This is a genomic window from Sagittula sp. MA-2 (assembly GCF_030126985.1).
In the GTDB taxonomy this organism is placed as follows: domain Bacteria; phylum Pseudomonadota; class Alphaproteobacteria; order Rhodobacterales; family Rhodobacteraceae; genus Sagittula.
Window position 1 is genome coordinate 2,204,497 of sequence record NZ_CP126145.1, and the last position, 22,594, is coordinate 2,227,090.

The following is a 22,594-nucleotide window of genomic DNA, read 5'->3' on the forward strand; positions in this document are numbered from 1 at the left end:
TCTTTCCGAGAAACCGTCTATAGCGGACCGTCTTCCAGAACGCCATCCGCCGACATCTGCGCGTAAAGCAGACCCTCGCGCAGGCCGCGGTCCGCCACGCTCAGCCGGTCGGTGGGCCAGAGCCGCAGCAGCGCCTGGAGGATGGCCGACCCCGACATGATGAGCGCGTGCCGGTCCGGCCCGATGCGCGGATCGCGGCGGCGCCCGGTCGGCCCCATCTCGAGGTAGTTCTGGATCACCGCCTCGATCTGGTCGGAGGACATGCGCAGCCCGTCGACCTTCGTGCGGTCGTAGCGCCGCAGCCCGAGGTGCGATGCCGCAACCGTGGTCACGGTCCCCGAGGTGCCGACAATCTGGAACCCCTCGCGCGCCTGTTCGTCCTGATAAGGCGCGAATTCGGCGAGGTTTTCCTCGAAGTACCAGCTCATCAGAGCGTATCGCGCGGCGTCGTCCTGCACGTCCGAGAACTGGTCGCGCAGGGTCGCCACGCCGAGCGGCACGGAGATCCAGTCTACCACTTTCGCAGAGGGAAACGGCGAGGACGGCGGGTGGAACCCGGCATGCAGCCGCATGATGGCACGCGGCCGTTCACGCGGTTCGACCGCGCTGAGGTCGATCCACACCAGCTCTGTCGAGCCGCCGCCGATGTCGACCACCAGAAGCTGCTCCGTCTTGGTGGAGACGAGCGGCGCGCAGGAAATCACGGCAAGGCGGGCTTCTTCCTCGGGCTGGATGATCTCCAGCGTGAGGCCGGTGTCGCGCCGGACCTGCCGGATGAACTCGCGCGCGTTCTTGGCACGGCGGCAGGCCTCCGTCGCGACAAGCCGCATGCGCTGCACGTTGTGGCGTTCGATCTTCTGCTTGCAGACACGCAATGCAGAGACCGTGCGCCCCATGGACGCACGGCTTAACCTTCCGGTCATCTCCAGCCCCTGCCCCAGCTGGACGGACTTGGAGAAGCTGTCGACCACATGAAACTGGCTGCCCTTCGGCTGGGCAATCAGCATGCGGCAACTGTTTGTTCCCAGATCCAGAGCCGCGTAGAGGGCATTCGGATCCGGGTCTGTCGGCGCGGGACTCTCAACCGGTCTCGGGAAAGCGCCCGCAGCCTTGGGACGCTTGGGCGCCATGATGATGCGCCTCTTCCGATCTCAACTTGATTTCAGGATACGCCTCAGTTCGGTATCGCGCAAGCCGCATGTATCTTAGATCCGAAGGGGTTGCGGAAGTAGCCCTTCAGGAGCGCGTATTCCTGTTCGAGGAAAGGCCGGATCGCATCCACCGTTTCGTCGAGCAAGTCGTCGAGCACCAGCTTGCGGCGCGTTGCATTGGCATGCGGCACCGTCAGCATCCGCCCGGTGCGCACCGAGAGGTCATGCTCCAGTTCGTCGAGCTCGGACGTGCGGTAGACGCGGTCGAAGTCCTCTTCGGGCTGGGGGCCGACAAAAAAGGCGGCGCTCATGCAGTGATGTTTCACCAGCGAGGAATGCATCTTGTAAGCTTCCAGATTCAGAAAGAAAAAGTCCGGATCCGGGTCGACGGGATAGCGCGCGGACTTGCGCAGGCGCGGGCTGTTCGACATCTCTTCGCGGTTGGCGACGATGTCGGTGTAACACGACATCAGCCGCTTTACCGGATCGCGGACGACGCAGAAGCGGAAGTAGTCGGCGTAGCGCACCCAGCGGTCGCTGCGGAAACGGCGGGTCGGGTAGACATCGTGCCAGACCTGCACGTCCGGCGTGTCGGGCTGCGACACGTCCGGGTCGACCTGCGCCAGCGTGCGCTTGACCGAGGTGCAGGCCGATTTCGGCAAGGGCGTGAAGGCCAGCCTGTATGCGTCCACCGTGATCGTCATCGCCCCGTCCCCTTCAGCCTCCGATTGAATGGTTAATCAAAGGTTTGGCCGGAAAATGCGGCGTCAATGGGTCGGGAGTCCTCAATCATTTCATCATTTTCCTGAAAACTTTGGGGCAAAGGTGCCGTTCACCTTCCGGTCTGTTTCACATAGGCTGTCGCTCATGATGCGTCACGGGTCGAAAACCGACACCGTCCGGCGCATCCCTGCAGGTAGAGAGACCTTCAGGCGAACAGGGGAATCGACGCTGATGAGCACGGAACTGACCATTGTCTACTGGCGGGACATCCCGGCGCAGGTGATCGTCGGCAAGGGCCGTCGCGGTGCCAAGGCACAATTGCCCGAGCGCTTCGAACAGGCGATCGACCGTGCCGCGATGAAATCCGGTGCGGCGGAAACCGACGCTTACCTGGCGGAGTGGCGCAAGGTGCCCTCCGGCGAGGTGGCGGGCGATCCGCAGGAGGCGGCGGCGGAAGCGGCGGCGCGACTGGATGCGGAATACGACAGCGAGCGCCTCAAGACCCTGATCGCCAATGGTGGCTGGGCCGATGTTTCTGCGCAGGCGGAAAACCAGGCCTGAAGTTGATGACCCTGAAGGAGGCTCTCATGGCTTTGTTCCAATTTCGTAAACGCGAAGACCGCTCTTTCACCGAGACCCCGGGCAATGCCGCCGTGGAGGCCTTCCTGAAGGGCTATTCCATCGAGGTCATGCCGCGCACGGCCTCCAAGGTGGAGAATTTCCGCGACCTGCTGCCGGAAGGCACCCGGGTCTACATCGCCCACATTGACGGCACCCCCATCGAGGAGATGGTCGCTACGGCAAAGCGTTTGTCGTCAGAGGGTTACAACGTGATGCCGCACTTCCCCGCGCGCATCATCAAGGACGCCGCGACGCTCGGGAACTGGATTGCCATGTACCAGGGCGAGGCCGGCGTCGAGCAGGCGCTGCTGCTGGCCGGCGGTGTGTCGGAGCCGCACGGCGACTTCCACTCCTCCATGCAGCTCATGGAGACCGGCCTGTTCGACAAGGCGGGCTTCAAGCGGCTGCACGTGGCGGGCCACCCCGAGGGCAACAAGGACATCGACCCCGACGGTTCCGACCGTGCGGTGATGGAGGCGCTGCGCTGGAAGCAGTCGTTCTCGGAACGGACGGATGCGCAGATGGCGCTGGCCACCCAGTTCGCGTTCGAGGCGAAGCCGATCATCGAATGGGTCAACCGCCTGAATGCAGAGGGGATTTCCCTGCCCGTCCACATCGGGATCGCGGGTCCGGCCAAGCTGCAGACGCTGATCAAGTTCGCCATCGCCTGCGGTGTCGGTCCGTCTTTGAAAGTCCTGCAGAAGCGCGCGATGGACGTGACCAAGCTGCTGCTGCCCTACGAGCCGACGGACGTCCTGGCGGAGCTGGCGGCCCACAAGGCGGCCAACCCGGCGTTCGGCATCGAGCAGGTGCACTTCTTCCCGCTGGGCGGCATCAAGACCAACGCCGAGTGGGCCATCGACAACGGCGGCGAAGCGGCGCGCCCGGCGAACGGATGACCAAACCCGCGCTGCTCTTCGACCTCGACGGCACCATGCTGGACACGGACGCGATTCACGCCCGCGTCTTTGCCGAAATGATGGCGCCTTACGGGATCGAGGTGACCCACGACTTCTACATGGCCAGGGTCCACGGCCGCCTGAACGTTGATATCTTTGCGGAAATCCTGCCCGACCTGGATGACCCGCAGGGCCTGTCGGAGGCGAAGGAGGCGGAGTTCCGCAACCGTCTGCCGCGTCCCTATCCGGGGATGCCGGGGGTTCAGGCGCTGGTGCGCGCGGCAGAGGCCGAGGGCTGGCGGCTGGCGGTGGTGACCAACGCCATGCGCGCCAACGCCGAGGCGATGCTGCAGGCCATCGATTTGCGGGACGCCTTCGAAGTCATTGTAATCGGGGAAGAATGTGAACGCGGCAAGCCCGATCCGATGCCCTACCGGGAGGCGATGCGCCAGCTTGGCGTGGCACCCGGCCACTGCATCGCCTTCGAGGACAGCCCCTCGGGGATGCGGGCTGCGGCGGGGTCCGGGGCCTATGCCATCGGCATCCGCTCCAGCCTCGACGATGCCACTTTGCGGGCCAGCGGCGCACGCGAAACACTACAGGATTTCAAGGACATATCGCTCGACGCTCTGTGCGCGCGATTGAAGGGAGAGACCACCACATGACCCGTACCGTCGTCGAGTCGAAGACCAAAACCGCGATCATCGGATTTGACCAGCCGTTCTGCGTGATCGGGGAGCGTATCAACCCGACCGGGCGCAAGATCCTCAACGAGGAACTGGAGCGCGGCGACTTTTCCCGCGTGGAGGCGGACGCCATCGCGCAGGTCGCGGCGGGGGCCACGGTGCTCGACATCAACTCCGGCGCGGTGTTCTCCAACAAGATGGCCGAGGACCCGCGCTATGCCGACAACAACTTTGTCGAGCCGGAGCTGATGCGCCAACTTGTCGAGTGTGTTCAAAAGGTTGTGGACGCTCCCTTGTGCATCGACTCATCCGTTCCCGGCGCGCTGGAGAACGGTCTTGCAGCGGCAGAGGGGCGTCCGCTCCTGAACTCCGTCACCGGCGAGGAAGAGCGGCTGGAGCTGGTTCTGCCGCTGGTGAAGAAATACAACGTGCCGGTCGTGGCGATCTCGAACGACGACACGGGCATCAGCGAGGACCCGGAGGTCCGCTTTGCCGTCGCCAAGAAAATCGTCCAGCGCGCGGCCGATTTCGGCATTCCGGCACACGATATTGTGGTCGACCCGCTTGTCATGCCTATCGGCGCGATGGCCACGGCTGGTCATCAGGTGTTTACCTTGGTTAGGCGCCTGCGCGAGGAGCTGGGCGTGAACACCACCTGCGGCGCGTCCAACATCAGCTTTGGCCTGCCCAACCGGCACGGCATCAACAATGCCTTCCTGCCGATGGCGATGGGCGCGGGCATGACCTCCGCGATCATGAACCCGGTGGCGCTGCCGATCAACGCGGCCAAGATTGCCGAGAAGAAACAACAGGTTGAAGCCGCAGGCATCATCCTGCCCGAGGACATGGACGACGAAACCTTCGTCACCCTGTTCGGCATGGGGTCGACCAAGCCGCGTCCCGGCAAGGAGATGGAGGCCATCCGCGCCGCCAACCTGCTGACCAACCACGACGACGGTGGCGCGGCCTGGATTTCCTTTAACAAACCCGCCGGTGAAGCCGGTGGCGGTGCCGGCGGGCGCCGTGGCGGGCGTCGCCGCCGGGCCTGAGCGCCCGCGCTCCGGCCCCACACCACGTCAAGACATGCGGCGCGCGGCCTGTTAACCGCGCGCCGTTTACGTTTTGGAAAGGTGAGTCCCGGCCGGTTCGGCCCCCTGAACCGGCCGGTTGTTAACCATCGCCCCGGCCCGGGCGCGCCCCAATCGGGGTCAGCCAGACCATTTTCCGGTGCGACGCAGGATTTCCGCGCAAACGGTCATCACGACCGCGTGAACGCCGGGCCGGAAGGCAGGAAAAACCTCAGCAGCGGGAGCGGCAGAGGTTTTCGCAGGGGATGCCGTCGTGATCACCGTCCCGCTTCGACTGACCGCACTGGATCAGCTTGAAGCAGGCCTCCTCACAGGAGCGCAGTTGCTTGCAGCTCACGTCCCGGCAGTCGTAGGCCTGCGCGGTCTGGTAAGGCGCCAGCCGCGACCGCAGGTCGGCGGCCGTGAGCGGTTCCGCCGTGGCGGAGGATGTGGTGGCGATGAAAAGAAGAACCGTGAGAACTCGCATGGTGAACACCCGTTAACGTTTCGTTCATACACGTTAACGGAGCGGTCCCGCCCGCCAAACAGGAAACGCCGCCGCACCACGCGGTTTTCCCGGCGGCACGCGGTCGCAGACCGACAGGCGCATGACCGGAGTCAGGCCTTCTCGGCGCGCTTCTTCAGGACGCCCGCGTGTTCGGCCAGATCGCGGGCGATGGCGAAGGCGCCCTGGATCTTGTCGCGGTCCTTCTTCCAGTCGCGGCGGACGACGATCTTGTTGTCCTTGATCTTCGCCAGCCCCTTCTGGTCGTTGATGAAGGCCACCAGCCCCTCGGGCGAGGCGAACTTGTCGTTGTGGAACTGGATCGTCGCGCCCTTCGGCCCGCCGTCGAGCTTGGCGATGCCCGCGCGCTTGCACATCGCCTTGATGCGCACCACCAGAAGAAGGGTGTTCACCTCGCGCGGGAGCTTGCCGAAGCGGTCGATCAGCTCGGCGGCAAAGCCTTCCAGCTCCACCTTTGTGGTCAGGGACGACAGGCGGCGGTACAGGCCCAGCCGCACGTCGAGGTCGGGCACGTAGTCTTCGGGGATCAGCACCGGCACGCCGAGGTTGATCTGCGGCGCCCACTGGCCGTCTTCCTCGGTCAGGCCCTCCATCTCGCCGGAGCGGATCTTGGAGATCGCCTCCTCCAGCATGGACTGGTACAACTCGTAGCCCACGTCGCGCATCTGGCCCGACTGTTCCTCGCCCAGGAGGTTGCCCGCGCCGCGGATGTCGAGGTCCTGCGAGGCGAGGCTGAAGCCCGCGCCCAGCATGTCGATGGCCCCCAGAACACGCAGGCGTTTCTCGGCGGTGGTAGTCAGCTTTGCGCGCGGTTTCGTCGTCAGGTAGCAGTAGGCGCGGGTCTTGGACCGGCCCACCCTGCCCCGGATCTGGTAGAGCTGGCTGAGGCCGAACATGTCGGCGCGGTGCACGATCATGGTGTTGGCGGTCGGGATGTCGAGGCCGGATTCCACGATGGTGGTGGCCACCAGCACGTCGTACTTGCCGTCGTAGAAGGCGTTCATCCGCTCGTCGAGGTCGCCCGCCGCCATCTGGCCGTGCGCCACCACGTAGGAGCATTCGGGGACCTGTTCCTTCAGGAATTCCTCGATCTCCGGCAGGTCGGTGATCTTCGGCACGACGACGAAGGACTGCCCGCCGCGGTAATGTTCGCGCAAAAGCGCCTCGCGCACGGTGACCGGATCGAATTCCGAGACGTAGGTGCGGATCGACAGGCGGTCGACCGGCGGCGTGCCGATGATCGACAGGTCGCGCACCCCGGTCAGCGAAAGCTGCAGCGTCCGCGGGATCGGCGTGGCGGTGAGCGTCAGCACGTGGATGTCGGAGCGAAGCTGTTTCAGCCGTTCCTTGTGCTGCACGCCGAAGCGCTGCTCCTCGTCGATGATCAAGAGGCCGAGGTTCTGGAAGCGGATGTTCTTGGCCAGAAGCGCATGGGTGCCGATGGCGATGTCGACGGTGCCCTTGGCGATGCCCTCGCGAGTCTTCGCGGCCTGCTTGGCCGGGACGAAGCGCGACAGGGCCGCGACCTCGAGAGGGAAGCCGCGGAAGCGTTCGGCAAAGGACTTGTAGTGCTGGCGGGCGAGCAGCGTCGTGGGCGCGATCACCGCCACCTGCACGCCGGACATGGCGGCGACAAAGGCGGCGCGCATCGCGACCTCGGTCTTGCCGAAGCCCACGTCGCCGCAGATCAGCCGGTCCATCGGCTGGCCGGACTGGAGGTCGGCCATCACATCCTCGATGGCGGCAAGCTGGTCGTCGGTTTCCGAGTACGGGAAGCGCGCGGCAAAGCTCTCGTAGGCGCCCGGCGGCGGGTCGAGCATCGGCGCCTTGCGCAGCGCGCGTTCGGCGGCGATCCGGATCAGCCGGTCGGCCATCTCGCGGATGCGTTCCTTGAGCTTGGCCTTCTTCGCCTGCCATGCGCCGCCGCCCAGCCGGTCGAGCAGACCCTCGTCGTGGCCGTACTTCGACAGCAGCTCGATGTTCTCCACGGGCAGGTAGAGCTTCGCGTCCTCGGCGTATTGCAGCAGCAGGCATTCGTGCGGGCTGCCCGCGGCGGTGATGACCTCCATCCCCATGTAGCGGCCGATGCCGTGGTCGACGTGCACCACGAGATCGCCCGGAGACAGCGACTGGTGCTCGGTCAGGAAGTTCTCGGCCTTGCGGCGCTTCGCGGGTTTGCGGATCAGCCGGTCGCCCAGCACGTCCTGTTCGGAGACGACGGTGATCCGGCCCTTGTCGCCTGCGGCCTCCCACGGGGCCTCGAACCCGGTGTCGAGCGCCCAGACCGCAAGGTGCAGCCCGCGCTTGCCGACGCGGGTGGCGTTCGAGATCGGGATGACCTCGGCCAGGCCCTCGTCCTCGATCAGACCGGTCAGGCGTTCGCGCGCGCCTTCGGACCAGGACGCGATGACGACCGGGCCCTGATCCAGCTTCTTCTTCACATGGTCGGCGAGGGCGGCAAACAGGCTGATGTTCTCCTGCTGGCGCTCGGGGGCGAAGTTGCGCCCGATGCGCCCGCCCGCGTCCACCACGCCCGGCCCGGTGGCCTGCGGCAGCGGATGGAACTGCACGCGGCGGCGGTCGCCGATCGCCTGTTCCCACGCGCCGTCATCGAGGTAGAGCAGGTCCGGCGGGACGGGCTTGTAGACCGTGCTGCCCAGCGTCTTCTTCTGCGAGAGCGCGTGTTTGCGGGTCTCGTACTGGTCGGCGATGCTGTCCCAGCGCGACAGCCGCGCGGGCGTCAGCTGGTCGTCCATCAGCACCGGCGCGCCCGGCAGGTAGTCGAAGAGCGTCTCCAGCCGGTCGTGGAAGAACGGCAGCCAGTGCTCGATCCCGGCGTGCTTGCGGCCGGCGCTGACCGCCTCGTAAAGCGGGTCGTCGGTGCCCGCCGCGCCGAACTCGATCCGGTAGTTCTGGCGGAAGCGCAGGATCGCCGCCTCGTCTAGGATCACCTCGGACACCGGCGCCAGCTCCACCACGTCGAGCTTTTCCGTCGTCCGCTGGGAGGCCGCGTCGAAGCGGCGCGCGCCCTCCAGCGTGTCGCCGAAGAAGTCGAGCCGCACGGGCCCGCCCTCGCCCGGCGGGTAGATGTCGATGATGCCGCCGCGGATGGCGTAATCGCCGGGCTCCGTCACCGTGGGCGCCTGGCTGAATCCCATGCGCACGAGGAAGGCGCGCAGCGCCTCCTCGTCGACACGGTCGCCCACGCGGGCGGTGAAGGCTGCCTCGCGCAGCACCTCGCGGGCGGGCAGGCGCTGCATCGCCGCGCCCAGCGTCGTCAGGAGGACAAAGCGGTCCGGCATGCCGTGCGCCAGCCCCGCCAGCGTCGCCATGCGTGCCGCCGAGATGTCGGCATTGGGCGACACCCGGTCGTAGGGCACGCAGTCCCAGGCGGGGAAGACCACCACAGGCATGTCCGGGGCAAAGAAGGCCAGCGCATCGCGCATCGCCGCCAGCCGCTTGTCGTCGCGGGCGATGTGCACCACCGGCCCGCCCGCCTTCGCCACTTCGCCCAGCACGAGCCGCGCGTCAAAGCCCTCGGGGGCGCCGCCGATGATCACCTGTCCAGCCATGCCGCCCCAGATGGCCCGACCGTGCGGCGCCGTCAAGCACGACCTCTCCGTCCCCCGCCGTCACCGATCCCGCGCAAGGGCCCCCGCACCGGCCCGACCGCCGCCAGCTTTCTTCCGGAGCCGTCCCTCGCCTGTCGATGCCCCGACGGGGGCGACGCGCCGGGACAAGCCAAATCGCCGAGGGGCCCCCGCAAGGGGGATACGGCTATTTTGCTTGGCGCGGGGCTGCGGCCCTGTCAGGCAGCAAGACGGCGAGGGACGGCATCGGCAGAAAGCAGGGTTTTCTTCTGGTGAGTCCCGAAGCCCTCCCCGCGAAGGACATTGCACGCACCTGCCCACGAAGGACCGGCCCGACGTAGGGCGGGGCTATGCGCCGCCCTGCCCGGCGCTCAGCCGCCGAGCACGCCGATGGAGAGGTTCTGGAACATCCCCCAGAGCGCGGTGACGAAGATCGACACAAGCCCGATCATCTGGGTGATGACCCGGTGCACCCGGAGGCGGCGCCAGAGCGGCTCTCCGGATTGCTCGCCCGCGCGGATGCGGCGCGCGGAATAGACGCTCAGCAGGCCCACCAGCGTCATCGGGAAGCCCAGCAGGAAGAGCGCCTGCGCCAGTTCCACCCCGTACCAGAATCCGAGGATCGCGGCGCCCGACAGGAAGGCCGACGTCAGGGCCGAGAGGAACAGACCGGATTCGTCGACGATGTAGAGAAAGCGGTTGGTGTTGATGCGCACCAGGTCCTCGAGGTCCTGCTCCGCCTGCCCGCCGCTGCGGCGCGCGCGGGCGACCATGTCGAAGGGCACGCCCAGCACCCAGTGGCTGGTCGAGGACCACAGGACGGCGAGGACGATCCAGAACCAGAGGTTGGAGAAGGACCGCATGTCGATCACTTCGAACACCGTGCCGTACCAGTCCATGCCTGCCTTTTCCCTGCTGCTTTTCGGACTTACTACCGCGCGTCCGCGCAAATGCCCAGCGACAAACAGTCGGGACCCGCGGGCGGCGTTGACGTGGCTTCCTTCCCCCGCGGCGGGTGCACACAGGATGGAACCCGGGGCGGGTCCCGTGCGCTGAGAAAGCAGACGGATGTTTGATCGTCCGTCGCCGAAAACCAATCACAGGAGGAACCAATGCCGCTGGAATACGCGCCCGATCCCGCATGCGCTGATGCCTACCCCACCCGTGCCCCCGAGCGGGAGCGCTGGATGGAGCGTGAGGACCCGGTGCTCTGGCAGGACTGGGAGGCGGATGCGCCGATCACCCGCGAGGAGGCCGCATTCTTCGAGAGGAACGGCTATCTCGTGCTGAAGGACCTGTTCACCCCGGCCGAGGTGCAGGCGCTGGTCGCCCGCGCCGGAGAGATCCGGTCGCGGCTGGCGGGCAGCGATGCCGATCACGTCGTCACCGAACCGGGCGGCGACGCGGTGCGCACCGTCTTTCAACTGGAGGCGGAAGACGCGCTGATGGACAGGCTTTCCCGCGACGCCCGGCTGGCGGGGATCGCCCGCTTCATCCTGGGCGACGAGGTGGCGATCCACCAGTCGCGCCTGAACTACAAGCCGGGCTTCACCGGCAAGGAGTTCTACTGGCACTCGGACTTCGAGACATGGCACGCGGAGGACGGGATGCCCCGGATGCGCGCGCTGTCGGCCTCGCTCTTGCTGACCGACAACGTGGCGCACAACGGCGCGCTGATGCTGATGCCCGGGTCGCACAAGACCTACGTGTCCTGCCGGGGCGAGACGCCCGAGGACAACCACAAGTCCTCGCTCGCACGCCAGGAGGTGGGCACGCCCTCGCAGGAGAGCCTTGCCGACATGGCGCGCCTTTGCGGGATCGACGATGCGGAGGGGCCGGCGGGCACGCTGATCCTGTTCGACTGCAATACGCTGCACGGCTCGAACGGGAACATCACGCCCAGCCCGCGCTCCAATGCGTTCTTCGTCTACAACGCCGTGTCGAACGCGCCCGTGGCGCCGTTTGCCGCCCCCGCGCCGCGCCCGGACTACCTGGCCCGCCGCGGCACGCCCGAGGCGCTTGAGGTGCGCGAAGGCGCCCTGGCCTGACGGAACCGCCCCTGCGGCCCGCCCCAATTCGTCGCGGGCGGGCCACTGGACAAGCGGGGACCGCGGGTGCATCCCTTTTGCGCGCGAAGCCAAAGGAGATGCCAGATGCACAGCCACGCCCCCTTCCCCGCCCTGCGACTTCGCCGTCTGCGCCGCACGCCCGCGCTTCGCGCGCTTGTGGCCGAGACGGTGCTGAGCCCGGCGGACTTCATCTGGCCGGTCTTCGTACGCGACGGCGAGGGCGTGTCGGAACCGATCCATTCCATGCCCGGGGTGAACCGGCTGTCGGTCGACAAGGTGGTGGAAGCCGCGCGCGAGGCCCATGCGCTGGGCATCCCGGCAATCTGCCTCTTTCCCTATACCGACCCCGCACTCAAGACCAAGGACTGCGCCGAGGCCTGGAACCCCGAGAACCTGTCGAACCGCGCCACCCGCGCGATCAAGGCGGCGGTGCCGGACATCGCGGTGATGACCGACGTCGCGCTCGACCCCTACAGCATCGACGGCCACGACGGCTTTGTGGAGGACGGGGTGATCGTCAACGACCGCACCGTCGAGGCGCTGGTGAAGCAGGCGCTGTCCCAGGCCGAGGCGGGCGCCGACATCATCGGGCCCTCGGACATGATGGACGGGCGCATCGGCGCGATCCGCACCGCGCTGGAGAGCGCGGGCCATCAGGACGTGCTGCTGCTGAGCTACGCGGCCAAGTATGCCTCTGCCTTCTACGGGCCGTTCCGCGATGCGGTGGGCGCGTCCGGCGCGCTCAAGGGCGACAAGAAGACCTACCAGCAGGACCCGGGCAATTCAGACGAGGCGATGCGGCTGATCGCCCGCGACCTGGGCGAAGGCGCGGACATGATCATGGTGAAGCCGGGGATGCCGTATCTGGACATCTGCCGTCGCGCCAAGGACACCTTCGGCGCGCCGACCTTCGCCTACCAGGTGTCGGGCGAATACGCGATGCTGGCGGGTGCCGGCGAACGCGGCTGGGTCGACGGCCAGAAGGTGATGATGGAAAGCCTGACCGCCTTCAAACGCGCGGGCTGCGACGGGGTGCTGACCTACTTCGCCCCCGCCGCCGCGCGTCTGCTGAACGGCTGAGGCGCGCTGGGCGCTATTGGCGCCCGGCCGCTGCCCCGTCAACGATTTCAACGCCTTGCAGAGGGGCGGCGGCTGACGCCGCGTCCGCCGGCCTGCGCCGGGCAAGGCGGCCCCTGCCCGTTTCCCCATCGCCTGCCCCCATCAATAGCGGGTCTTCGCGCATCGACCACAAGTTGAGGTGACAAGCCGCCCGCGCGCGCGTATAAAAGGCGCAACCGGCGGCACAGCCGGACGAACGAGGCATCGGCAGAAAAGAGCACACCATGACACATACGCGACGCGACGTATTTCTCGGCCTTGGGGCCGTGGGCCTGTTGGGCGCCTGCGCCAACGGCGTCGGCGGCAACGGAGGGGCAACCATCGACGCGAGGGTCGACTCCACGCTTGCACAGCTTTACGGCGACTACCCCGCGACCCGGCAACTGGCGGAGAAATCCGCGGGCCAGCTTGTCATGCCGCTGGTGACGGAAGCGGGTCTAGGCTTTGGCGGCGGCGGCGGCAACGGCGCGCTGCGGATCGGTGGCGCGACGGTCGACTATTACAACATGGTCAAGGCGTCGGGCGGCCTTCAGATCGGTGTCCAGCAGTACAGCCATGTCCTGTTCTTCATGACCGACGACGCGCTGCAGACCTTCCGCCGTTCCGGCGGTTTCGCCGCGGGCGCCGGTATTGCCTATGCCACCCCGCAAAAGGGCGAGGCGCTGGCAGCCGAGACGACCACGTCGCTTGCGCCGGTGATCGCGGTGATCTTCGGCCAGTCCGGCCTGCGGGTCGGCGCGACGCTGGAAGGCGTGAAATACACGCGCATCATTCCCTGACCTGACCGGACAAGATGCCCCAAACGGCAGCGCGGCCACACCGGCCGCGCCTTTGCGGCAAATTTTTGTATCAGGCGGGAACGGTAAAGGGCTCCGGGCATTGGTCTTTCGACAGGAGAGACCAGAATGACCAGCGAGCAAAAGTCACAGGACCGTCCGTCCACCTCCCGCAACGCCATCCGGCACCACGGCAAGCAGCTTTTCGGCGGCGCGCGGACCTTCGGGTCGGGCGTCGGGCGCAGGCTGGGCCGCACCGGCTGGAAGACCCGCACGGCCCTTGCGCTGGGCACCGTGGCCCTCTTGGGCGCCGCCAGCGTGTCGGTGGCGGTTGCCTCCCTCGACGATCTGGACGCGCTCGAAGCGCGGCGCGAACGGCCCCTGCGGCTGGAGGACGCCACCGGCGGGCCGCTGTTTGCCCGCGGCGAACGTCCCGCCGATTACGCCACCATCGAGCGCATCCCCGACACGCTGGAAAACGCGGTCATCGCCATCGAGGACCAGCGGTTCCGCGATCACGGCGGACTCGACTACCGCTCCATCGGGCGGGCGTTCTGGACCAACGCCGCCGCCGGAGAGATCGTTCAGGGCGGCAGCACCATCTCTCAGCAGCTTGTGAAGATCAGCTACCTTGAGCCGGAACGCACCTACAAGCGCAAGCTGCACGAGGCGCTGCTGACCCGCGAACTGGAATCGGCGCACACCAAGGACGAGATCCTCGAGATGTATCTCAACCGGGTGTACCTCGGCAGCGGCGCCTACGGGATGCCCTCTGCCGCGCAGGTGTACTTCGGCAAGCCGATCGACGACCTGAGCCTTGCGGAAAGCGCGCTTCTGGCGGCGTCGATCCAGGCGCCGTCCATCGTGAACCCGCGCAACGACATGGAAGCGGCGCGCGACCGCGCGCAGGTGGTGATCCGCGCCATGGTTGCGAGCGGCAGCATCGACGAGAACGCCGCCAACGCGGCACTGGCCGAGCTGACGGTGATGGCGCCCTCCTCCGGTGAGCAGCCCTATGGCGGCTGGTTCGCGGACATCGCGGCGCGTCAGGGCGAACAGCTTGCGGCGCGGTTCTCCGGTGCCGGTGCGCTGCGCACCACGCTCGATCCCGAGCTTCAGCGGCTGGCGGAGCGCGCGGTGCAGACCCGGCTGGCGGGCCTGCCGATGGAGGCGGCGCTGGTCGCCCTGCGTCCCGATGGCAGCGTCGCGGCGCTGGTCGGCGGCAAGGACTACCAGGTGAGCCAGTTCAACCGGGCGACACAGGCTCAGCGGCAGCCGGGATCGACCTTCAAGACCTTCGTTTACCTGACCGCGCTGGCCGACGGCTACAGCCCCGGCACGGTGATTTCCGACCGGCCCGTCGACATCGACGGCTACGCGCCGGAGAACTTCGGCGGCCGGTTCTACGGCGACGTGCAGATGGCCACCGCCTTTGCCAAGTCGATGAACGCGGCGACCGTGCGGCTGGCGATGGACGTGGGATTGGCCGACGTGGTGAAGACCGCGCGGCTGCTGGGCATCGACGCCGAGCTGTCGGAGACGCCGTCGGTCGCGCTTGGCGCCTCGGGCGTGTCGCTGCTGGACCTTACGGCGGCCTATGGCGCCATCGCCACCGGGCGCGCGCCTTTCGAGACGCATTTCGTCAGCGGCATCACCGCGGGCAACGAACAGACCTACTATCCGTTCAAGTGGAAGACGCCGCAGATGACCGGCCGCGCCGCGGAGCTGATGAACGCGCGCGCCGACATGGCGGCGATGCTGCGGGCCGTGGTGACGGACGGCACGGGTAAGGCCGTGGCGGATGTGCCCGGCGCCGTGGGCAAGACCGGCACCAGCCAGAACTTCCGCGACGCGCTGTTCGTCGGCTGGAACGACGCGCTGATCGTGGGCGTCTGGGTCGGCAACGACGACAACTCTCCCATGGACGAGGTCACCGGCGGCTCGATCCCGGCGGAGATCTGGTCGGACTTCCTGACCGCGGCGCAGGGCATGGACGTGAGCATCCCGCAGGTGGCGGAGCCGCGCGCTATGGAGCCGGAGGCGGTCGCGCCCGGCACCCCTGACCCTGCTGCCAGTGGCGCGCAGGCGGTTGTCGCCGCCGTGCGGTCCGAGCCGGGCGAGGCGGAAGCGGTGGCGCGTGACGACCGCTCCGAGCTGGAGATCGCGCTGGGGGCTGCCCTCTCGCGGATGGAGAACGACGGACGTGTGCACGGCAAGGACATCGAGGAGCTGCGCCGCACGGTGGAACGGGAGCTGCAGGACGGCGACGTGCACGGGCTGCGCGAGTTCGTGATCCGGTCCTGGGCCGACTCCGTGGGCCAGACCACCGCTCAGCAGCAGTGCAACATCCGCGCCTGCCAGCGTGCCTATCGTTCGTTCCGCGCGTCGGACTGCACGTTCCAGCCCTACGGTGGCGGACCGCGGGAGATCTGTACGCAGTAACGCGCCGGATCGGGCTTTCACACAAGGGCGGCCACGGGTCGCCCTTGTGTGAAAGCCCCTCAGTGGTAGCGGAATTCACCCACCACGTTGCGCCATTCGCCCGGCGAGATCATCTTGCGGTGGGTGAAACGGATGGAGTGCAGCGGCCCCTCGATCCTGTCCTGCCAGAACTCGATGAAGCCGAAAAGCTTCGGATGGTCCGGCGCCAGGTCGTAATCCTGCCAGACGAAGGTGTTCAGCACGTTGCGGTAATCCGGCATGCGATAGAAGATCTCTGCCGTGGTGAGCCCGTAGCCTTTCAGCATCAATTCCGTTTCGGTCATCTGCATCTTGTTAGCCCTTGGAGTTTGCCGTAAGGACATGGTGCCGAGACCGTTATTACTTTTCAATGAAAACAGTGTGTTAGCAGGCATATCCGGTGGCTGCCAAAAGCACTGCACCCCGCGCCATTGCACCCCATATCCTGCATCTGATATAAGAGCGCCAACAAGATATGGCAGAATGACGGACAGGCTCCAGACGTGACCGATACGCCCGAACCCCCTGAAAACGAAGAAGAAAAGCGTCCGAGCTACATCGGCCCCTCGATCTCCATCGAAGAAGAGATGAAGTCGAGCTATCTCGATTACGCGATGAGCGTGATCGTGAGCCGGGCGATTCCGGACCTGCGCGACGGCCTAAAACCTGTGCACCGGCGCATCCTCTACGCGATGCACGAAGGCGGTTACACACCCGACAAGTCGTACCGGAAGTCGGCGAAATCCGTGGGCGAGGTGATGGGCAACTATCACCCGCACGGCGATTCCGCGATCTACGACGCGCTGGTCCGCATGGCGCAGGACTTCTCCATGTCGCTGCCGCTGATCGACGGCCAGGGCAACTTCGGCTCCATGGACGGCGACCCGCCGGCGGCCATGCGTTACACCGAAAGCCGGCTGGCGAAATCGGCGCTGCAATTGCTGGTGGATATCGACAAGGAAACCGTCGATTTCCAGGACAACTACGACGGCAAGGAGCGTGAGCCCACGGTTCTGCCCGCACGCTATCCCAACGTGCTGGTCAACGGTGCCGAAGGCATCGCCGTCGGCATGGCGACCCGCATCCCGCCGCACAACCTCGGCGAGGTGATCGACGCGACGCTGGCGCTGATGGACAACCCCGACCTCAGCTCCGAAGACCTGATGGAATGGGTCAAGGGCCCGGACTTCCCCACCGGGGGCATCATGCTGGGCCGGTCCGGCGCGCGGAAGGCCTACCTCGAAGGGCGCGGATCGGTCATCATCCGTGCCGCAACCCGGGTCGAGGAGATCCGCAAGGACCGCTATGCCATCGTCATCAGCGCCATCCCCTACCAGGTGAACAAGGCCACGATGATCGAGCGCATCGCCGAGGCCGCGCGCGACAAGAAGATCGAGGGCATCGCCCACGTCCAGGATGAATCCGACCGCGATGGTGTTCGGGTCGTTGTGGAACTGAAGCGCGACGCCACCGCCGAGGTGGTGCTGAACCAGCTTTTCCGCTTTACCCCGATGCAAACCTCCTTTGGCTGCAACATGCTGGCGCTGAACGGCGGCAAGCCCGAGCAGCTCACGCTGCGCGGTTTCCTGTCGGCGTTCCTCGACTTCCGCGAGGACGTGATCGCGCGCCGCACCGCCTACCTGCTGCGCAAGGCGCGGGAACGGTCGCACGTGCTGTGCGGTCTGGCTGTGGCGGTGTCGAACGTCGACGAGGTCGTGGCGACGATCCGGTCGTCGGCCGATGCGGCGGAGGCCCGGCAGCGGCTGATGGAGCGGCGCTGGCCCGCGCACGAAATCCTGCCCTACATCGCGCTGATCGACGATCCGACCCACAAGGCCAACGAGGACGGCACCTACAACCTGTCCGAAACGCAGGCCCGTGCGATCCTCGACCTGCGCCTGCAGCGCCTGACCCAGATCGGTGTCAAGGAAGTCACCGACGAGCTGGAAGACCTGGCGTCCAAGATCAAGGACTACCTTGAGATCCTTTCGAGCCGCGAGCGGATCACCGGCATCATCCGCGAGGAAATGACCGCCATCCGCGACGAGTTTGCCGTGCCGCGCCGCACGGAGATCGTCGACTGGGCAGGCGACCTCGACGACGAGGACCTGATCGAGCGCGAGGACATGGTCGTGACCGTCACCGCGGGCGGCTACATCAAGCGCACCGCACTGGCCGACTTCCGCGCGCAGAAGCGCGGCGGCAAGGGGCTGTCCGGTGGCGGGCTGAAGGAGGACGACGTCGTCACGACGCTGTTCGTCGCCAACACCCACACGCAGCTTCTGTTCTTCACGACGGACGGCATGGTCTACAAGCTGAAGACATGGCGCCTGCCGCTGGGCGGACGCACGTCGAAGGGCAAGGCGATCGTCAACATCCTGCCGATCCCGGCCGGTGTCTCCATCGCCGCGATCATGCCCGTGGACCGGGACGAGGACGAGTGGGACGACCTGCAGATCGTCTTTGCGACCTCCAAGGGTTCGGTCCGCCGCAACCGGCTGTCGGATTTCACCAACGTCATGCGCAACGGCAAGATCGCGATGAAGTTCGAGGGCGAGGACGAGAACACCCGCCTGATCAACGCGCGCATCTGTTCGGAGGATGACGACGTGATGCTGGTCACCAACTCCGGCCGGGCGATCCGTTTCCCGGTGCCCGAGGTGCGGGTCTTCAACTCGCGCAATTCGACCGGCGTGCGCGGCATCCGCCTGATGAACGGCGACGAGGTCGTGTCGATGTCGGTGATCCGCCACTTCGAGGCGGAGTCGGACGAACGCGCCAGCTATCTCAAGATGCGCCGCCTGATGGCCGGCGTGACAGACGACGAAGCCGGCGACGAGGAAGGCGATGCGGACACGCCGCTGCCGCAGGAACGCTATGCGGAGATGTCGGCGGTCGAGAACCTGATCCTGACCGTCACCGCCAAGGGCCTGGGCAAGCTGTCGTCCTCGCACGATTACCCGGTGCGCGGACGTGGCGGCCAGGGTGTCACCGCGTGGGAGAAATCCATGCGCGGCGGCGATATCGTGGCCTCCTTCCCGGTGGAACAGGGCGACCAGATCATGCTGGCGACTTCTACCGGCCAGTCGATCCGGGTGCCGGTGGACGGCATATCGTTCCGGTCGCGGAGCGCGGGCGGCGTGCGGGTGTTCAACACCGGCGCGGGCGAAACCGTGGTGTCCGTGGCATGGATCGCGGACCAGGCCGACGAAGAGCCCGAGGACAGCGCCGACTGACACGGGCGCCCTTTGCGAGAGATCGACACGGCCCGGCCCTGCGCCGGGCCGTTTGCTGTTCCGGCAACCGTTTCCCGCCCGGTCGAATCAACCTTTGGATGTGGTTTCCGCAGCGTTAACTTTTGGTTCACGATTGGTTTAAACAACGAAAACAGGTACATGCCGCCTATACTTTCGAGACGGCGGTGCCGTACATATTTCGCAAAGTCGTCATTGCAGCTTTGTCTTGATCTACCTAAAGTTTATGGAAACGTGCGGCGCCCTGGCGGGCATCACGTCCTGTAAACCGGGTCTTCACCCCTCTAACCTGCCAGGCTGGCCCTCGGGAAACTGCAATGGAAAACTGGGACGATCTGAGGTTTCTCGTGGCCCTGGCCCGCACCGGCACGATGAAGGCGGCCGCGCTGATGCTGGGCACCAACACCGCCACGGTCTCCCGCCGGATCGACAGGCTGTCGGAGACGCTGGGAGAGGCGGCCTTCATCAAGACGCCCGGCGGCTGGCAGCCGTCAGAGGCGGTGAAGGGCCTGATCCAGATTGCCCAGACCTTCGACGGCCAGATCCAGACCGCGCTTCACAGCCGCGTCGGGACGGACGCCGCGCCGGTTCCGCTGAGGCTGGGCTCTGTCCCCTTCATCGCGCGCAACATCCTGATCCCCGGCATGAACCGCTACGGCGACCTGCTTGACGGGATCGAGCTGCACCTGACCGACCGCGTCTTCAAGGACGGGCTCGGCGATCATGACATCGTCATCCAGACGAACCGGCCCGCCGAGGGCCGCGTGGTGACGCGCCGGGTGGGCCGCCTGCCCGTGCGCCTCTACCGCCCCGCAGGCGTGCCCGAGCCGAAGAACTGGGCGGGCTACAGCGCGCAGATGGATGACATGCCGTTCCAGAAATTCGGCTTCGACGCCTTTGGCAAGCCGCCCAAGATCCGGGTGAGCAGCGCGGATGCCATCATCAGCGTCGCCAAGGCCGCGGGGCTGGCGGCCCCCCTGCCCGACCTCGTCGGGATGAACGATCCGGAGCTGGTGGCCTACGATCCGGAGAGGCCGCCGCATGTGATCGAGGTGTGGATGTTCTACCACGAAACCCGCCGCGACGACCCGGTGATCCGCAACACCGTCGACTTCGTCCTGGGGTGTTTCGAGGACATCGAAACCACAAGGACCGAGCGCGCCGCCGCAGAGTAATTTCATTTCTGCAACGTCAGGTTTACCGATCTCGCAATTGAAAACACGTTAAGGATGATTAACATTCCTTAACAAAGCAAAAAATGCGAGCAGGTAACATTCATGGCAAAGACCCTCGACGGTCTGATGTGCGGTTTGCGCATCTCCTTGGCCGGTGCCCTGGCGTACACCGCGTCCGAGCACATCCTCCTTTCCTCCCAGTCGCATGGCGCGCTTTCCCTGAATGACACCCATACCGCCCTAGCCGGGACGATCATGTCCGGCCTGCTCTGGGTCATCTCTGTCTGGCTGATGTTCGGCGTCCGCACCCGTATCGTGGCGGCGCTGGGGCTGACGATCTACGGCGCCATGGCGCTGCTGCTGCCCGGTCTCGACCGGCTGACGGCGCATTCGCTGCTGAGCGTGGCCATCGTGGCCGGACTGGCCCTTCCCGTTATCCTTGCCGGTGGCGGTCACTACAGCCTTGTGCGTGGTGGCTGGCGCGTGGCGCTTTAAGACATTTGAGCAAGTATTTCCCTGTACTACACCGACTGAGGGTGGCTCTTCGGAGCCACCTCTTTTTTTGTCTTAACCCGGCTGAAAGGCAAACGGGTGCACTCCTGCACGGTCGGAGGAGATGCGATGAACCTGTACACCTGTGCAATCGACCTGAAGAACGACGCCAAGGCGCTTGTCTTTGCCAAGGCGTTGGATGACTGGATGTCCCATCTGCGGGCCATCGGCGCGATCGAAAGCTGGCGCCTGATGCGCCGCAAGCTGAACCTCGCATCAAGCACGCATCGCGATTTCCTGCTGGAGATCGAGGTGAACGACATGACCCAGCTGGACAAGGCGTTCCGGGCGCTTGGCGCCCATGACGACACGGTCGAGGGGCTGTACCGCGCGGTGCACGAACTGATCGCGGTGGCGGAGACCGGGCTTTACCGCCCCTTCCCCGACCCGGAGCGCGCGGAACGCATGGCGCTGATCTGAGGCCGCGCGGCCTGTGGGCGGGCATGCCGGTGACGACACGCCCGCGAACGGCTAGAGGTCGTAGAGCGCGGTGAACTTCGCTTCGAGGTAATCGAGCAGCGGTTCCTCCGAAGGGGCGCTGCCGGTCGCCTTCTCGATCAGCGCGCGCGGCTGGTAGAGGCTGCCGTGGTGCTGGAGGTTGTCCTTGAGCCAGGCCGTCGCGGCAGAGGTATCGCCGCGTGCCAGTTGCGCGTCGAGGTCCGGCACCGCTTCGGTCAGCGCCTTGTGCAGGCAGCCCGCGTAGACGTTGCCGAGGCTGTAGGTCGGGAAGTAGCCGAAGAGGCCCGCCGACCAGTGCACATCCTGCAGCACGCCGTTCGACGGCTTGTCCACCTCGAACCCGAAATCGGCCTTGAACCGGTCGTTCCACGCGGTTTCGAGGTCGTTGACGTTGAGGTCGCCCGCCACCAGTGCGCGTTCGAGGTCGAAGCGCAGCAGCACGTGCAGGTTGTACTGCAGTTCGTCCGCCTCTGTCCGGATGTAGCCGTTCCGCACCTGGTTCACGGCGCCGTAGAAGGTGTCCTCGTCGGGGATGCCGAAGTCGCCGAAGGTGTCGCGCATCTGGTGGTAGAGCCAGCCACAGAAGGCGCGCGAGCGGCCAAGCTGGTTCTCGTAGATCCGGCTTTGCGATTCGTGCACGCCCATCGACACACCCTGCCCCAGCGGCGTCAGGCGGTAGGACGGATCGACGTTCTGTTCGTAGGCGGCATGGCCGACCTCGTGGATCGTCGAGTAGAGACAGTTGAACGGGTCGAGCGGCACGGTGCGCGTGGTGATGCGCACGTCGTCGCCGGAGCCGGAGGAGAACGGGTGCACCGCCTTGTCGACGCGCCCCCGGCGGAAGTCGTAGCCGAAGGTCTTTGCCAGCAGGCGGGCGAGCTTCATCTGCCCCTGCTCGTTGAAGGATTTCGTCAGGCCGGGCAGCGCGGGTTTCGACAGCACCGCCTCGCGCAGCGCCACCAGCCGCGGCCTGAGCGCGCCGAACATGGCGACGAGGTCCTCGGCGCGCGCCTCCGGTTCGTACTTGTCCAGGAGCGCATCGTAGAGGTCGCCGCCGCAGGCCAGCGCCGCGGCTTCCTCCTGCCGCAGTTTCAGGATCTCCGACAGGACCGGCGCGAAGGAGGCAAAGTCGTCGTCGGCGCGCGCCTCCGCCCAGGTGACATGGCCCCGGCTGACGGTGCGCGCGATCTCTGACGCCAGCCGTTCGGGCACCTTGGCGGCGCGGTCGTGGTCGCGCCGGATGAGCCGCAGCTTGGCGCGGTCCTGTTCCGACAGGCCATCGGTCGGGATCGCCTCGAGCCAGTCGCGCACGCGCGGGTCGATGCGGCGCTGGTGGAGCACCGCCTCCATCGCCGCGCGTTCATCGCTGCGCTGGTCCGCCGCACCGCGCGGCATCATCGTTTCCTGATCCCAGGACAGACGTCCCGCGATCTGGGCCAGCGCTTCGGTGTCGCGCTGGAAGGCCAT

At 66.4% G+C, this 22,594-nt stretch carries 19 protein-coding genes; 12 read left to right on the forward strand and 7 right to left on the reverse strand.

Annotated features, from left to right (window positions below; all coding sequences use genetic code 11):
- Positions 1-17 precede the first annotated feature (17 nt).
- Positions 18-1,130 (reverse strand): Ppx/GppA phosphatase family protein, encoded by a 1,113-nt coding sequence (locus tag QNI11_RS10690; RefSeq protein WP_100930483.1) that lies wholly within the window; start codon positions 1,128-1,130, stop codon positions 18-20.
- A gap of 44 nt (positions 1,131-1,174) precedes the next feature.
- Positions 1,175-1,855, reverse strand: coding sequence for a sulfotransferase family 2 domain-containing protein (locus tag QNI11_RS10695; RefSeq protein ID WP_283983396.1), 681 nt, complete (start codon positions 1,853-1,855; stop codon positions 1,175-1,177).
- Between the two features lie 250 nt (positions 1,856-2,105).
- Here QNI11_RS10695 and QNI11_RS10700 point away from each other — a divergent pair, with 250 nt between their 5' ends.
- From QNI11_RS10700 to QNI11_RS10715, 4 genes are read left to right on the forward strand one after another with little or no spacing between them, the layout of a single operon-like run.
- The gene (locus QNI11_RS10700; protein ID WP_283983397.1) at positions 2,106-2,435 is read left to right on the forward strand and encodes a virulence factor; all 330 of its coding nucleotides are present in this window, start codon (positions 2,106-2,108) and stop codon (positions 2,433-2,435) included.
- A gap of 26 nt (positions 2,436-2,461) precedes the next feature.
- Positions 2,462-3,394, forward strand: a complete 933-nt coding sequence (locus QNI11_RS10705) for a 5,10-methylenetetrahydrofolate reductase (RefSeq protein ID WP_100930480.1) — start codon at positions 2,462-2,464, stop codon at positions 3,392-3,394.
- Positions 3,391-4,059: an HAD family phosphatase gene (locus tag QNI11_RS10710; protein ID WP_283983398.1), complete on the forward strand. Its 669-nt coding sequence runs from the start codon at positions 3,391-3,393 to the stop codon at positions 4,057-4,059. Before QNI11_RS10705 ends, QNI11_RS10710 begins: the two co-directional genes overlap by 4 nt.
- On the forward strand, positions 4,056-5,129 hold the full coding sequence (locus QNI11_RS10715; protein WP_100930478.1) for a methyltetrahydrofolate cobalamin methyltransferase: 1,074 nt from the start codon (positions 4,056-4,058) through the stop codon (positions 5,127-5,129). Before QNI11_RS10710 ends, QNI11_RS10715 begins: the two co-directional genes overlap by 4 nt.
- A gap of 250 nt (positions 5,130-5,379) precedes the next feature.
- Here the strand turns inward: QNI11_RS10715 and QNI11_RS10720 are convergent, their stop codons facing one another.
- From QNI11_RS10720 to QNI11_RS10730, 3 genes are all read right to left on the reverse strand, one after another.
- The gene (locus QNI11_RS10720) at positions 5,380-5,634 is read right to left on the reverse strand and encodes an excalibur calcium-binding domain-containing protein (RefSeq protein ID WP_283983399.1); all 255 of its coding nucleotides are present in this window, start codon (positions 5,632-5,634) and stop codon (positions 5,380-5,382) included.
- 131 nt (positions 5,635-5,765) lie between these two features.
- On the reverse strand, positions 5,766-9,245 hold the full coding sequence (mfd, locus tag QNI11_RS10725) for a transcription-repair coupling factor (RefSeq protein ID WP_283983496.1): 3,480 nt from the start codon (positions 9,243-9,245) through the stop codon (positions 5,766-5,768).
- Positions 9,246-9,634: 389 nt separating this feature from the next.
- On the reverse strand, positions 9,635-10,162 hold the full coding sequence (locus QNI11_RS10730) for a component of SufBCD complex (protein WP_100930476.1): 528 nt from the start codon (positions 10,160-10,162) through the stop codon (positions 9,635-9,637).
- Between the two features lie 213 nt (positions 10,163-10,375).
- Here QNI11_RS10730 and thpD point away from each other — a divergent pair, with 213 nt between their 5' ends.
- From thpD to QNI11_RS10750, 4 genes are all read left to right on the forward strand, one after another.
- Positions 10,376-11,311, forward strand: a complete 936-nt coding sequence (gene thpD, locus QNI11_RS10735) for an ectoine hydroxylase (RefSeq protein ID WP_283983400.1) — start codon at positions 10,376-10,378, stop codon at positions 11,309-11,311.
- Between the two features lie 105 nt (positions 11,312-11,416).
- Positions 11,417-12,412 (forward strand): porphobilinogen synthase, encoded by a 996-nt coding sequence (gene hemB, locus QNI11_RS10740; protein WP_283983401.1) that lies wholly within the window; start codon positions 11,417-11,419, stop codon positions 12,410-12,412.
- Between the two features lie 263 nt (positions 12,413-12,675).
- Positions 12,676-13,230, forward strand: coding sequence for a YSC84-related protein (locus tag QNI11_RS10745; RefSeq protein WP_100930473.1), 555 nt, complete (start codon positions 12,676-12,678; stop codon positions 13,228-13,230).
- Positions 13,231-13,356: 126 nt separating this feature from the next.
- The gene (locus tag QNI11_RS10750; protein WP_283983402.1) at positions 13,357-15,669 is read left to right on the forward strand and encodes a PBP1A family penicillin-binding protein; all 2,313 of its coding nucleotides are present in this window, start codon (positions 13,357-13,359) and stop codon (positions 15,667-15,669) included.
- A gap of 59 nt (positions 15,670-15,728) precedes the next feature.
- On the opposite strand, the gene QNI11_RS10755 is transcribed toward QNI11_RS10750, so the two are convergent.
- Positions 15,729-15,998: an usg protein gene (locus QNI11_RS10755; protein WP_100930471.1), complete on the reverse strand. Its 270-nt coding sequence runs from the start codon at positions 15,996-15,998 to the stop codon at positions 15,729-15,731.
- 192 nt (positions 15,999-16,190) lie between these two features.
- Between QNI11_RS10755 and gyrA the strand changes: the two genes are divergently transcribed.
- From gyrA to QNI11_RS10775, 4 genes are all read left to right on the forward strand, one after another.
- The gene (gene gyrA / locus QNI11_RS10760; RefSeq protein WP_100930470.1) at positions 16,191-18,923 is read left to right on the forward strand and encodes a DNA gyrase subunit A; all 2,733 of its coding nucleotides are present in this window, start codon (positions 16,191-16,193) and stop codon (positions 18,921-18,923) included.
- A 335-nt stretch (positions 18,924-19,258) separates the two neighbouring features.
- Positions 19,259-20,116 carry a LysR family transcriptional regulator gene (locus tag QNI11_RS10765; RefSeq protein ID WP_283983404.1) on the forward strand — a complete coding sequence of 286 codons (858 nt, stop codon included), beginning with the start codon at positions 19,259-19,261 and terminating at the stop codon, positions 20,114-20,116.
- A gap of 102 nt (positions 20,117-20,218) precedes the next feature.
- Positions 20,219-20,611, forward strand: coding sequence for a hypothetical protein (locus QNI11_RS10770; RefSeq protein ID WP_100930468.1), 393 nt, complete (start codon positions 20,219-20,221; stop codon positions 20,609-20,611).
- A gap of 126 nt (positions 20,612-20,737) precedes the next feature.
- Positions 20,738-21,088: a DUF6614 family protein gene (locus QNI11_RS10775; RefSeq protein WP_283983405.1), complete on the forward strand. Its 351-nt coding sequence runs from the start codon at positions 20,738-20,740 to the stop codon at positions 21,086-21,088.
- A gap of 51 nt (positions 21,089-21,139) precedes the next feature.
- On the opposite strand, the gene QNI11_RS10780 is transcribed toward QNI11_RS10775, so the two are convergent.
- Positions 21,140-22,594 carry a carboxypeptidase M32 gene (locus QNI11_RS10780; RefSeq protein ID WP_283983497.1) on the reverse strand — a complete coding sequence of 485 codons (1,455 nt, stop codon included), beginning with the start codon at positions 22,592-22,594 and terminating at the stop codon, positions 21,140-21,142.

Excerpts from the sequence above, each read along its gene's own strand:
- QNI11_RS10695 (WP_283983396.1), bottom strand. The coding sequence starts at position 1,855 with ATGACGATCACGGTGGACGCATACAGGCTGGCCTTCACGCCCTTGCCG.
- QNI11_RS10755 (WP_100930471.1), bottom strand. The coding sequence starts at position 15,998 with ATGCAGATGACCGAAACGGAATTGATGCTGAAAGGCTACGGGCTCACC.
- QNI11_RS10775 (WP_283983405.1), top strand. The coding sequence starts at position 20,738 with ATGAACCTGTACACCTGTGCAATCGACCTGAAGAACGACGCCAAGGCG.
- QNI11_RS10780 (WP_283983497.1), bottom strand. The coding sequence starts at position 22,594 with ATGGCCTTCCAGCGCGACACCGAAGCGCTGGCCCAGATCGCGGGACGT.
- QNI11_RS10765 (WP_283983404.1), top strand. The coding sequence starts at position 19,259 with ATGGAAAACTGGGACGATCTGAGGTTTCTCGTGGCCCTGGCCCGCACC.
- QNI11_RS10700 (WP_283983397.1), top strand. The coding sequence starts at position 2,106 with ATGAGCACGGAACTGACCATTGTCTACTGGCGGGACATCCCGGCGCAG.
- QNI11_RS10710 (WP_283983398.1), top strand. The coding sequence starts at position 3,391 with ATGACCAAACCCGCGCTGCTCTTCGACCTCGACGGCACCATGCTGGAC.
- thpD (WP_283983400.1), top strand. The coding sequence starts at position 10,376 with ATGCCGCTGGAATACGCGCCCGATCCCGCATGCGCTGATGCCTACCCC.
- QNI11_RS10750 (WP_283983402.1), top strand. The coding sequence starts at position 13,357 with ATGACCAGCGAGCAAAAGTCACAGGACCGTCCGTCCACCTCCCGCAAC.
- QNI11_RS10745 (WP_100930473.1), top strand. The coding sequence starts at position 12,676 with ATGACACATACGCGACGCGACGTATTTCTCGGCCTTGGGGCCGTGGGC.
- QNI11_RS10720 (WP_283983399.1), bottom strand. The coding sequence starts at position 5,634 with ATGCGAGTTCTCACGGTTCTTCTTTTCATCGCCACCACATCCTCCGCC.
- QNI11_RS10690 (WP_100930483.1), bottom strand. The coding sequence starts at position 1,130 with ATGGCGCCCAAGCGTCCCAAGGCTGCGGGCGCTTTCCCGAGACCGGTT.
- QNI11_RS10705 (WP_100930480.1), top strand. The coding sequence starts at position 2,462 with ATGGCTTTGTTCCAATTTCGTAAACGCGAAGACCGCTCTTTCACCGAG.
- mfd (WP_283983496.1), bottom strand. The coding sequence starts at position 9,245 with ATGGCTGGACAGGTGATCATCGGCGGCGCCCCCGAGGGCTTTGACGCG.
- QNI11_RS10730 (WP_100930476.1), bottom strand. The coding sequence starts at position 10,162 with ATGGACTGGTACGGCACGGTGTTCGAAGTGATCGACATGCGGTCCTTC.
- QNI11_RS10715 (WP_100930478.1), top strand. The coding sequence starts at position 4,056 with ATGACCCGTACCGTCGTCGAGTCGAAGACCAAAACCGCGATCATCGGA.
- QNI11_RS10770 (WP_100930468.1), top strand. The coding sequence starts at position 20,219 with ATGGCAAAGACCCTCGACGGTCTGATGTGCGGTTTGCGCATCTCCTTG.
- hemB (WP_283983401.1), top strand. The coding sequence starts at position 11,417 with ATGCACAGCCACGCCCCCTTCCCCGCCCTGCGACTTCGCCGTCTGCGC.